Source organism: Streptomyces sp. RK9 (genome assembly GCF_045070545.1).
GTDB lineage: Bacteria > Actinomycetota > Actinomycetes > Streptomycetales > Streptomycetaceae > Streptomyces > Streptomyces alboflavus.
In genome coordinates, this window is the sequence record NZ_CP173705.1 from 129,701 (window position 1) to 141,658 (window position 11,958).

Sequence of the window (11,958 nt, forward strand, 5' to 3'; positions counted from 1 at the left end):
GCCGTACGGGCGCCGCACCCGGGTGCGCGGCGGGCGCGGTCACGGCGTCCGGAACGCGCGGAACACCTCCATGAGGGCGTGCAGGCGCGGGGTGGCGGCCAGGTCCTCCAGGGTGACGGGGCGGCCCGCGGCGTCGGCGATCGGCAGGCGCCAGTTGGGGTACTGGTCCCAGGTGCCCGGCAGGTTCTGCGGGCGGCGGTCGCCGACGGTGTCGGGAAGCCAGACGCCGACCAGACGGGCGGGTGTCGCGAGCAGGAACCGGTGCACGGCGCGGACCTCGTCCTCCTCGTTCCCGGCACCGCCCGGCAGCAGGCCGAGCCGGGACAGCAGGCCGAGCCAGTCGCGGACGTCGGCGGCGGCCTCGGCGCGTTCGGCGGCCAGCGGGCGGGTGAGCAGGCCCAGGTCGTGCCGCAGGCGCACGTGCGCGCCGGTGACGCGGGCGGCCGTGGACGGCAGGTCGTGGGTGGTGGCGGTGGCCAGGCAGTCGGCGCGCCAGTCGGCGGGCGCCAGCGGCTGTCCTGTGCCCTCCCAGTCCCGCTCGAACCACAGCACGGACGTGCCGAGCACCCCGTGCGCGCGCAGCGTCTCGCGCACACCCGGCTCCACGGTGCCGAGGTCCTCGCCGATGACGATCGCGCCCGCGCGGTGCGCCTCCAGGACGAGGACGGCGAGCATGGCCTCGGCGTCGTAGCCGACGTACGTCCCCTCCGCGGGGGTACGTCCGTCCGGCACCCACCAGAGCCGGAAGAGACCCATGACGTGGTCGACGCGGACGGCGCCCGCATGCCGCAGCGTCGCGCGCAGCAGGGCGCGGAACGGGGCGTAGCCGGACTCGGCGAGCCGGTCCGGGCGCCACGGCGGCAGGCCCCAGTCCTGGCCGCGCGCGTTGAAGGCGTCCGGGGGCGCTCCCACCGACATGCCCGCGGCGAAGTACCGCTGCCGCGCCCAGGCGTCGGCGCCGTCCGGGTGCACGCCGACGGCCAGGTCGTGGATGAGGCCGACGGCCATCCCGGCGTCCCGCGCGGACCGCTGCGCGGCGGCCAGCTGCTCGTCCGTGAGCCAGGCGAGGCGCTCGTGGAAGTCGACGCGGTCCATCAACTCGGTGCGGGCGCGGGCCGTTTCGGGCGACGCCGGGTCCCGCAGGGGCTCGGGCCAGGTGCGCCAGTTCGGCCCGTGCCGCTCGGCGAGCGCGCACCATGTCGCGTGGTCCTCCAGGTCCTCGCCGTGCTCGGCGAGGAAATCGCTGTACGCGGCGCAGCGGCCGGGTCCGAGCGGCACGTCCCGGATCAACTCCAGTGCGGCGTGCTTGAGTTCCCACACGGCGTCCCGGTCGATCAGCCCGCCCTCGCTCACGACCGCTCGGCGCAGCGCCTCCCCCTGCTCCCCGAAGACGCCCGCCCGCTCGCGCGCCTCGCCCCGCAGCCGGGCGAACTCCGGGACGTCCTCGACCCGCAGGTGCACGGGGTCCGGGAAGCGGCGCGACGACGGGCGGTACGGCGAGGGGTCCCCGGCACCGCCCGGCGCCCTCGGCACCGCCGCGTGCAACGGATTCACCTGCACGAACCCCGCCCCCAACACCCGCCCCGCCCACGCCGCCAGCTCCGCGAGGTCACCCAGGTCCCCCATGCCCCAGGAGTGGCGGCTCAGCAACGAGTACAGCTGCACGAGAAACCCGTACGCACGGGGCGGCGGCGCGGGGGCCCGGCGCGGGGCGACGATGAGGTGGGCCTGGGCGGTCAGGCCGTCGGGGGTGGTGGCGGTGAGGCGGTGAACGCCCAGGGGGAGGTGGGGGGTTGCGGGGGCGCCGGGCGCGGCGGGCGCTCCGGCGAGCTGGACGAGGCGGCCGCCCTGCTCCGTCTCCACGGTGAGGCGGGTGCCTGGGGGGAGGGAGGAGAGGGGGTCTGGGAGGTGGGGGGACGGCGGGGGCGGTGGAGGCGGTGAGGGATGTCGGGGCTGTTGTGGCTGCGGGGGCTGCTGCGGCTGTGGGGGCTGCTGCGGCTGCGGTGCCTTCGAGGCCTGTGGAGGCTGTTGCGGCAGCGGTGCCTTCGAGGCCTGTGGGGGCTGTGGGGCCCGCTGGGTTCGTCGGTCCTGCTGGGCCTTCTCGGCCTGCGGTGGCGACGGAGACGGCGACTGTCGAGGCAGCGGCGCCTGTGCCGTCTGTGGGGGCTCCCGTGGCGTGAGGTGTGCGTCGTCGCCCTCATGTCCGGGGGGCGTGTCCTCGGCCGGGGGCTGTTCGTCGGTCCACAGCACCACTGTGGGCGGTAACAGCCTCTCCCGTAACTCCTGTTCGCGTGCCGCCACCGCGTTCCGAACCGCCTCCGGTGTGCTCGCGTCGACGTCGAGCGCGGCGAGGGCCGCGACGACCGCGGCTTCCGGGGTCTGGACCGTGTGGTCCGGGGACGGTGCGTAGGAGGTGGCCACGCCGTGCAGGGCGGCCAGCCGGGCAAGGGTCATCTATACGCCCATGGGGTCCAGGCCCGCGGCCGTGCCCGTGGAGGTGGGCTCGCTGGTCAGCGGGGCGGCGTCCATCAGGGACGGCTCGCTGGTCAGGGGGAAGGCGTCGGCCAGCGGGGGCTCGCTGGTCAGGGGCGGCTCCAGGCAGCCGCAGGAGCAGGAGCCGTCGAGGCCGGAGTCGGGGTGCGAGACCTGTTTGGACAGGGCGGAGAGGAGGAGGTTCGCGGAGGCGGGCATGGGGTGCTCCCTTGGTCGCGGATGCCGGTTCCGAAGCCCTACCCACTGCCGTCGGGGGCATCCGCATACGGCCGGGGAACGTGGCGGTGGTCACACCGGCCCTGCGGAGCTCCGCCTGGACCCCGTAGGCAGGCGTCCCGTGGCGGGTGGGACAGTCCTCCCTCGAATCGGCGCTCCGCGCCTCGTCCTCAAACGCCGGACGGGCTGAAATATCCCGGGTCGGGTTGAAGGTGCCGGGCCGTCGGGCAGGCCGGTGCAAGTTCGGGCGGGTGGGTGGGAGAGAGCCCGTCCGGCGATTGAGGACGAGGCGCGGAGCGCCGATCGGGGGCGCCCCCGCCCCGCCCCCGCATTGACACCCTCCCCACCCCGGTGATGGGCTTCCGGCACCCTGTGTGAGCACGCGAGTGGGCACAGTGACGGGAACGAGCGAGGCGCCCCGCCAGAACAGGCGCCCCACCGGAACAACTGCCGAGCGGCAAGGGAGAAGCACGTGCACCGACGCCGCAGCAGAGCCGCAGCCACCCTCGCCCTCGCGGCCCTCACCGGCACCCTCACCCCCGCCCCGACCGCCTTGGCCACCCCGCCCCCACCGTCCGAAGGCCCCCCGCCGACAACCCCGGAGACCCCCCGCGGGGCCCCCGTGCCCGACGTCCGGCCGAGGCCGCAGGCCCAGGAGGCCACAGGCCGGGGGAACACGGCCACGGTCGGCGACGACGTGGTCCTCGTAACGGGAGCACCGGACGAGCCCACCGACCCGCACGCCGCAGAGGCGCTCCGCACACTGCTCCGCGCCGCAGGCGCCCGCCGGATCACCGAGGTCCCCGCGGGCACCCCTCTCCCTCCGACCTCCCACCTGGTGGTGCACGCAGGAGGCGCAGGCGCCAGAGACGCGCTGCGCACGCTCGGCGCGCAGCCCCACGCCGACCTCCCCCCGGGCGGCTACCGCCTCGCCGTGGGCCGGATCGAGGGCCGCGACACGGTGGCGCTGGACGGCGCGGGCCCGGACGGCCTGTTCCACGCCGCCCAGACCCTGCGCCAGCTCACCGACGCAAGGACCCGCACGATCCCGGGCGTCCGCATCCGCGACTGGCCCGCGACAGCGGTGCGCGGCCTCACCGAGGGCTTCTACGGCACCCCGTGGACCCACCATCAGCGCCTCGCCCACCTGGACTTCATGGGCCGTACGAAGCAGAACCGCTACCTGTACGCCCCGGGCGACGACCTGTACCGCCAGGCACGCTGGCGCGAGCCCTACCCGGCGCCGCGCCGCGCCGAGTTCCGCGCCCTGGCCGCGCGGGCGGCCCGCAACCACGTGACGCTCGCCTGGGCCGTGGCCCCCGGCCAGGCGATGTGCCTGTCGTCGGACGCCGACGTACGCGCCCTGAAGCGGAAGGTCGACGCGATGTGGGCGCTGGGCGTGCGGGCGTTCCAACTGCAGTTCCAGGACGTGAGTTACAGCGAGTGGCGCTGCGAGCGGGACGCGGAGGGGTTCGGTTCGGGGTCGCGCGCCGCAGCGCGTGCGCAGGCGCGCGTGGCCAACGCCGTCGCGCGGCACCTCTCCGCGCGCCACCCGGGCGCCCCGCCCCTGTCCCTCATGCCCACCGAGTACTTCCAGGACGGCGCCACGGACTACCGCGCGGCCCTGTCCGCCGCGCTCGACGACTCCGTCGAGGTGACGTGGACGGGAGTCGGCGTCGTGCCGCGCACCATCACGGGCCGTGAACTGGCGGGCGCGCGGCGGGCATTCGGGGAGCATCCGCTGGTGACGGCGGACAACTACCCCGTGAACGACTTCGCTCAGGACCGGATCTTCCTGGGCCCTTACGCGGGTCGTGAGCCCGCCGTCGCGCAGGGGTCGGCCGCGCTGCTCGGCCACGCGATGGCGCAGTCGGTGGCGTCCCGCATCCCGCTGTTCACGGTCGCCGACTTCGCCTGGAATCCCCGGGGTTACCGTCCCCGGGAGTCCTGGCACGCCGCGATCGACGATCTCGCGGGCGGTGACGCGAAGGCGCGCGCGGCGCTTGCGGCGCTCGCCGGGAACGACGCGTCGTCCGTCCTCGGGGCCACCGAGTCGGCGTATCTCCGGCCGCTGCTGCGGGAGTTCTGGCAGGCGCGCACGACGGCCGACCCGGTCCGTGTCGACGCGGCGGCGCGCGGACTGGGCGACGCCTTCCGGGTGCTGCGGGACACGCCGGGGCTGCTGGCCGCCAGCGAGGTGGAGGGCGTCGGCGACCTCGCGGCGGAGGTGCGGCCGTGGACGGAGCGGTTGGCGCGCCACGGCGAGGCGGGCGGTACGGCCGTCCGGATGCTGCGTGCGGCGGCGCACGGGGACGGCGAGGGCGCGTGGCGGGCCGCGCGCGCCCTGTACGCGCAACGTGCTGATTCGGAAGAGGAGGAGAACGGAGACGGCGGGGGTCGGGTCACGGTCGGGGAAGGGGTTCTCGGTCCGTTCGTGGAGCGGGCCCGGGAGGCGTACGAGAGGTGGGCGGGGCTCGACGGGGAGCACGTCGGGGCGGGGCCGGGCGCGCGCTGGCAAGGGGCCAGGCCGCTCGCCGGGGTGACGGTCCTGGCCGACCCCGGCACCCGCGGCCCCCTGGAGGCCCACGTCCCCGGCGAGGGCTGGCGCCGCCTCGCGTCCCTGACCCCGTCGGGCTGCACGGAGCTGACGGGTGCCTCCCGCGGCCCCGTCCTCCCGCGGGGCCTGCGCGCGGACGCCCTCCGCGTCGTCCTCGACGGCGGCACCGTGCGGCACGTCGTGCCGTGGTTCGCCGACACGGCCGTCGCGCGCCTCGGGCGGACTCCGGCGGACGTGGACGTCGAGATCGGCGGCGGCCCGCGCCGGGTCACGGTGAAGCTGTCGCCGCGGCGGCCCGGTGACGTACGGGGTGAGGTGACGGTGCGGGCGCCGAGGGAGGTGCGGGTGCGGGCCCCGCGGGCGATGACGGTGCCGCGCGGCACGGAGGTCGGGGTGCCGCTCGACGTGAGCGTGGACCGGGGCACGCGTGCGGGGACGTACGAGATGTCCGTCACGTTCGCGGGCGGGACGCGGACCGTGGCGGTGCGGGCGTTCCCGCCTGCCGGGGGTCCCGATCTCGCGCGCGGCGCGCGGGCCACGTCGTCGGGTGACGAGACGGCGGACTTCCCGGCGTCGGCCGCGAACGACGGCGACGCGACGACCCGCTGGTCGTCGCCCGCCGATGACGACGCGTGGTGGCAGGTCGAACTCGCCCAGCCGGTGCGCCTGGGCCAGGTGGTGCTGCGCTGGCAGGACGCGTACGCCGCCCGGTACCGGATCCAGACGTCGGCCGACGGCAGGACCTGGCGGACCGCCGCCGTCGTGCGCGAGGGCGCGGGCGGCCGCGAGTCCGTGCGGATGGACGCCCCGGACACCCGCTTCGTGCGCGTGCGCGGCGAGCGGCGGGCGACCCGGTTCGGATACTCCCTGTGGTCGGTCGCGGCCTACGCGGTGGCGGAGGGCTGAGCCCGCCCCCGGCACCGCGTACGTACAACAAGGCCCGGATCGGTTCCTAGGCGGAAATGCCGTCGATCCGGGCCATCGCGTCGTCCGCGCCGAACGGCTGCAAGTACGGCAGCCAGCGCGGATCCCTATGCCCGGTGCCGATGATGCGCCAGGCGAGGCCCGTGGGCGGGGCGGGCTTGTGCCGCAGGCGCCAGCCGAGTTCCAGCAGGTGCCGGTCGGCCTTGACGTGATTGCAGCGGCGGCACGAGGCCACCACGTTGTCCCAGGCGTGCTGGCCGCCCCGGCTGCGCGGAATGACGTGGTCGACGCTGGTTGCGACGCCACCGCAGTACATGCACCGGCCGCCGTCGCGGGCGAACAGGGCACGGCGGGTCAGTGGAACGGGCCCCCTGTAGGGGACCCGCACGAAGCGCTTGAGCCGGACCACGCTGGGTGCGGGGATGGTGCGGGTCGCGCTGTGCATGAAGGCGCCGGACTCCTCGAGGCAGAGTGCCTTGTTCTCGAGGACGAGGACGAGCGCGCGGCGGAGCGGTACGACGCCGAGCGGCTCGTACGACGCGTTGAGGACCAGGACATGCGGCACGGATGCCTCCTTGTACGCCGGCGGCGCGTGGCTCGCGCCGGGACGATCTGTAGCCAGTCTCCCCTCATGCCTGGTCGTAGCGCCAGCATGTGCCGGTAACGGCCCTGAAGTGTTTTCGACCACACCTGTGACGGAGACACGTTTCAGCGCTGGTGAGCACCGCCTCTCCTTCGAACATGACAACGATCCCCACACCATGCCCCGTTAGTGTGGTGAGCCTGCCCGGTGCATCTCCTGGGCAGGCCGCTATGCCTGGAGGTACCAGCCGTGTTCCTGTCCGCCCTGTCGGCCGCCGGAGCCGACCCGGACCCGACACCGACGCCGACGCGCAAACCCGTGACGCTCGACGACGCCCAGGAGAGCGCGACCAACGCCGCCAGCTGGGTGGAGGAGAACTGGTCGACGTGGCTCGCCATCGGCCTGCGCATCCTGCTGATCCTCGTGATCGCCATGGTGCTCCGCGTGATCGTGCGGCGCGCCATCACCAAGCTGATAGAGCGCATGAACCGCACGGCGCAGGCCGTGGACGGCACCGCGCTCGGCGGGCTGCTCGTCAATGTGGAGCGGCGGCGGCAGCGCTCGCACGCCATCGGGTCGGTGCTGCGGTCGGTGGCGTCGTTCCTGATCCTCGGCACGGCCGGGCTGATGATCCTCGGCACGTTCCAGATCAATCTGGCGCCGCTGCTCGCGTCCGCGGGTGTCGCGGGTGTCGCGATCGGCTTCGGCGCCCGGAACCTGGTCACGGACTTCCTGTCCGGCGTCTTCATGATCCTGGAGGACCAGTACGGCGTCGGTGACTCCATCGACGCCGGGGTGGCCTCCGGCGAGGTCATCGAGGTGGGCCTGCGCGTGACCAAGCTGCGCGGCGACGACGGCGAGATCTGGTACGTCCGCAACGGCGAGGTCAAGCGCATCGGCAACCTCTCCCAGGGCTGGTCGACGGCCGGTGTCGATGTGACGGTGCGCCCGGACGAGGACCTGGACAAGGTCAAGCGGGTGCTCGGCGAGGTCGGCGAGCGGCTCGGCAAGGACGAGCCGTGGAACGAGCAGCTGTGGGGCCCGGTCGAGGTGCTCGGCCTGGACAGCGTGCTCCTTGAGCAGATGGTGGTGCGGGTCTCCGCGAAGACGATGCCGGGCAAGTCGCTCGGCGTGGAGCGGGAGCTGCGCTGGCGCATCAAGCGGGCGTTCGACGCGGAGGGCATCCGTCTGGTGGGCGGCCTGCCGATGCTGCCGGACGGCGGCGTGGCCCAGGCCCCGGACCCGACGGCCGGCATGGCGGCCCCGTCCGCGTACGCCTCCTCGACGTCCCCGCAGTCCCTGGCGGCGTCGCCGATAACGCCGCCGCCGAACCTGTCGAAGTAGGCGGGGAGGGAAATCAGCCCGTCCGGCGTTTGAGGACAAGGCCGTTCGGGCCGATACGGGTGCTCTCTGGCCGGCTCCGCACAGCGCAGGCGTCCCGCGCCCCCGCAGGTAACGACTTGGTTGCCTCGGGGGCGCTTTCTCTTGACGGCCCCTTCACGGGCCTTTACGTTCCTCGCATCAAACAGGAAGCCTTCCTAACAGTGAAGCGAGGAAGGCGGGCCACCGAAGGGCAGGTGTCGTCAGCGATGGCTGGAACCACCCCATCCCATGGGTCTCCCGGCGTGCCAGGCACGCCCCGCGTGCTCCGCGCCATGAACGACCGCGCCGCGCTCGACCTGCTCGCCGCCCACGGCCCCCTCACCCGCACCCGCATCGGCGAGCTGACCGGCCTGTCCAAGCCGACCACCTCCCAGCTCCTGAGCCGTCTGGAGAGCGCGGGCCTGGTGCGCACGACCGGCCGCCAGAGCGGCCGCCCGGGCCCCAACGCCGTCCTGTACGAGATCGACCCGGCCGTCGGCCACGTCGCCGCCCTGTCCGCGGACCCCACCGGCATCACCGCCCTGGTCGCCGACATCACCGGCCGGGAGGTGGGCCGGCAGCGCATCGAGGCCTACCCTGAGAAGCCGGTCGCCGAGGACGTCCGCCACCGCACGGCCCAGCTGGTCGTGGAGGCCGTGGACGGCGCCCTCGCCAAGGCCGGGCTCGGCCACCACGACCTGCGCGCCACCGTCATCGGCACCCCCGGCGCCATCGACCCGCACGACGGCCGGCTCCGCTACGCCCCGCACCTGCCCGGCTGGCACTCGCGCACCCTGCGGGCCGAGTTGGCCGAGGTCCTCGGCACCCCGGTGACCATCGAGAACGACGTGAACCTCGCCGCCATCGCCGAGCAGTACGAGGGCGCGGCGCAGGACAACGACAACTTCGTGCTCGTCTGGCTGGACGAGGGCGTGGGCGCGGCGATCGTGCTCGGCGGTGTGCTGCTGCGCGGCGCGACCGGCGGCGCGGGCGAGATCGGCTACATGCCGGTGCCGGGCGCCCCGCTGCTTCGCGGCGGCCCGGATTCGACGCCCGACGCCTACCGGGGCGGCTTCGAGAGCCTCGTCTCCGGCGCCGTGGTCCGCGAGCGCGCGGGCGGCAGGTCGCTCACCGAGGCGCTCGCCGACCCCGCCGCGCGCGACGAACTCGCCGGCCACATCGCCACCGGCCTCGCCGCGGTCGTGGCGGTCGTCGACCCCGAACTCGTCGTCCTGTCCGGCCAGGTGGCCCAAGCGGGCGGCGAGGAGCTGCGCCTGCGCGTCAAGGAGGAGATGACCGGCCTCGCGCTGCCGCGCCCGCACCTGCGCATCAGCGAGCTGGACGGCGACCCGATCCTCACCGGCGCCCTGCGCACCGCCCTCACCCAGGCCCGCGACACAGTCTTCGACACCGCCTGACCCCACGGCACACCCACCCCCCTCGTCACCCCCCTCGTCACCCCCCTCCTCACCCCCCGCGCTCACCCCCTCCCTCTCCCCAACACCGCCTCTCACAAAGGACGTCCGCCATGCCGCGATGGCGCATACGCACCCGCGTGCCCGCCGCCCTGACCGCGGTCGGACTGCTCTTGGCCGGCTGTGCCAACCCGAGCACCGGCAGCGCCGACGACGATCCGACCAAGCCCGTGACGCTGAAGTTCTGGCACGGCTGGTCGGCCCCCGGTGAAGTCAAGGCGATCAACGCCAGCATCGAGCGGTTCGAGAAGCTGCACCGCAACATCGACGTGAAGGCGATCGGGAACGTCACCGACGAGACCATCAACCAGGCCCTCAGGGCGGGCGGCGGCGAGGCCCCCGACGTGGTGTCGTCCTTCACGACGAACAACGTCGGCCAGTACTGCGACTCCGGGATGTGGGTCAACCTCGACCCGTTCATGAAGAAGACCGGGCTCGACAAGAAGAAGACGTTCCCCAAGACCCTCCTCGACTACACGAGTTACGAGGGCACCCAGTGCGCGCTGCCGTTCCTCGCGGACGCGTTCGGCATGTACTACAACAAGGACGCCTTCAAGGAGGCGGGCATCGCCCGGCCGCCGCGCACCATGTCGGAGTTCAAGGAGGCCGCGGCGAAGCTGACCGTGCGCAGCGGCAAGGACTCGTACAAACGCGTCGGCTTCATGCCGAACTTCCGGCTCTACCAGAACGCCCCGGACCGGCTCTTCGCACAGTGGGGCCCCAAGTACTTCGACGCCGACGGCAAGTCGAACCTCGCCGACGAGCCCAAGACGTACGACTACTTCAAGACGACCAACGAGCTGATCAAGGCGCAGGGCGGCTACGCCGACCTGGAGAAGTTCCGGGCCACGTTCGGCGAGGAGATGTCGAGCCAGAACGCCTTCCTCACCGGCAAGCTGGCGATGCACCTCGACGGCGAGTGGCGCGGGCTGATGCTGGACGAGAAGAAGGCGAAGTTCGACTGGGGCGTGGCACCGCTGCCGGTCCCCGACGACCAGGCCGACAGCTACGGCCGCGGGTTCATCACCGGCACCGTCCTCGGCATCGCGCACAGCAGCAAGAAGCAGAACGCCGCCTGGGAGCTGGTCAGGTTCCTGACGGCGGACACGGACCAGGTCGTGAACCTGGCCAACGACATCCACAACGTGCCGTCCACCTTCGCCGCCCTCAAGTCGCCCCGCCTGGACGCCGACAAGCGCTTCCGCACCTTCTTCAAGATCCTGGAGAACGAGCACAGCACGGCACTCCCGCAGTCCACGAACGGCGGCTCGTACATCGTCTCGCTCGCGGACGTCGCGTACTCGATCGAGGCCGGCGGCAAGAAGAACCTGCGCGAGGCGCTGAAGAAGCTCGACGAGCAGATCGACGCCGACAACCTCCAGGCAGAGAACTGAGGAGCGCCCCGCCATGGCCCTGACACTCTCCCGCCCGGCGCGCCGCAGACTGCGCGTCCTCGGCTTCCTCTCCCCCTGGCTGATCGGCTTCAGCGTCTTCTTCGCGTACCCGCTGATCGCCACCGTCTACTTCTCGTTCATGCACTACAACCAGATCAAGGAGCCCACGTTCGTGGGCCTGAAGAACTGGCGGTACGTGTTCGAGCAGATGCCGCTGTTCGGCCCGGCGCTGTGGAACACGCTGTGGCTGGTCGTGGTGATGGTGGCGCTGCGGGTGATCTTCGGGCTCTCGCTCGGCCTGCTCATCACGAAGATCAAGTCGGGGGTCGGGTTCTTCCGGACCGCCTTCTACATCCCCTATCTCGCCCCGCCGGTGGCGGCCACGGTCGCCTTCGTCTTCCTCCTGAACCCGGGCACGGGTCCGGTCAACGAGCTGCTCTCCAAGATCGGCATCACGGCGCCCACCTGGTTCAACGATCCGACGTGGTCGAAACCGTCGCTCGTGATGCTCTCCCTGTGGGGCATCGGCGACCTGATGGTGATCTTCATGGCGGCGCTGCTCGACGTACCGAAGGAGCAGTACGAGGCGGCCGAGATCGACGGCGCGGGCGCCTGGGCGAAGTTCCGGTACGTGACCTGGCCGTCCATCACGCCGATCGTGATGTTCGCCGTGGTCACGGGCGTCGTCCAGACCATGCAGTACTACACGCAGGCCCTGGTCGCGGGGAAGATCGCCTCCGGTGTCTCCATCGGGCCGGGATCGGTGATCCAGCCCGGCTATCCCGACCACTCGACCCTCACGGTCCCGCAGCTCGTCTACCAGATGGGCTTCCAGAACTTCAACACCGGTGCGGCGTGCGTCCTCTCGCTCGTCCTCTTCGTCATCGCCATGGCCGTGACGATGCTGCTGATGCGCAAGCGCTCCGGTCTGCTCTCGGCGGAGGACTGATCCCC

At 73.0% G+C, this 11,958-nt stretch carries 8 protein-coding genes; 5 read left to right on the forward strand and 3 right to left on the reverse strand.

The window, feature by feature from the left end; genetic code table 11:
- Positions 1 to 39: 39 nt before the first annotated feature.
- Entirely contained in the window at positions 40 to 2,454 is a 2,415-nt protein-coding gene (gene malQ / locus AB6L24_RS38180) for a 4-alpha-glucanotransferase (protein WP_405663842.1), read from the reverse strand.
- The gene (locus tag AB6L24_RS38185) at positions 2,455 to 2,691 is read right to left on the reverse strand and encodes a hypothetical protein (RefSeq protein ID WP_405663844.1); all 237 of its coding nucleotides are present in this window, start codon (positions 2,689 to 2,691) and stop codon (positions 2,455 to 2,457) included.
- Positions 2,692 to 3,181: 490 nt separating this feature from the next.
- On the opposite strand from AB6L24_RS38185, the gene AB6L24_RS38190 reads away from it, so the two are divergent.
- The gene (locus AB6L24_RS38190; protein WP_405663847.1) at positions 3,182 to 6,172 is read left to right on the forward strand and encodes a beta-N-acetylglucosaminidase domain-containing protein; all 2,991 of its coding nucleotides are present in this window, start codon (positions 3,182 to 3,184) and stop codon (positions 6,170 to 6,172) included.
- Positions 6,173 to 6,218: 46 nt separating this feature from the next.
- Here the strand turns inward: AB6L24_RS38190 and AB6L24_RS38195 are convergent, their stop codons facing one another.
- Entirely contained in the window at positions 6,219 to 6,755 is a 537-nt protein-coding gene (locus AB6L24_RS38195) for an HNH endonuclease (RefSeq protein WP_289950701.1), read from the reverse strand.
- A gap of 267 nt (positions 6,756 to 7,022) precedes the next feature.
- Here AB6L24_RS38195 and AB6L24_RS38200 point away from each other — a divergent pair, with 267 nt between their 5' ends.
- From AB6L24_RS38200 to AB6L24_RS38215, 4 genes are all read left to right on the forward strand, one after another.
- Entirely contained in the window at positions 7,023 to 8,117 is a 1,095-nt protein-coding gene (locus AB6L24_RS38200) for a mechanosensitive ion channel family protein (protein ID WP_087884137.1), read from the forward strand.
- Between the two features lie 245 nt (positions 8,118 to 8,362).
- Complete coding sequence (locus AB6L24_RS38205; protein ID WP_405663849.1) at positions 8,363 to 9,553, forward strand: ROK family protein; 1,191 nt, start codon at positions 8,363 to 8,365, stop codon at positions 9,551 to 9,553.
- 110 nt (positions 9,554 to 9,663) lie between these two features.
- A complete protein-coding gene (locus tag AB6L24_RS38210; protein WP_405663851.1) occupies positions 9,664 to 11,004 on the forward strand; it encodes an ABC transporter substrate-binding protein in 1,341 nt (446 codons plus the stop codon).
- A 13-nt stretch (positions 11,005 to 11,017) separates the two neighbouring features.
- On the forward strand, positions 11,018 to 11,953 hold the full coding sequence (locus tag AB6L24_RS38215) for a carbohydrate ABC transporter permease (RefSeq protein WP_380855106.1): 936 nt from the start codon (positions 11,018 to 11,020) through the stop codon (positions 11,951 to 11,953).
- Positions 11,954 to 11,958: the final 5 nt, after the last annotated feature.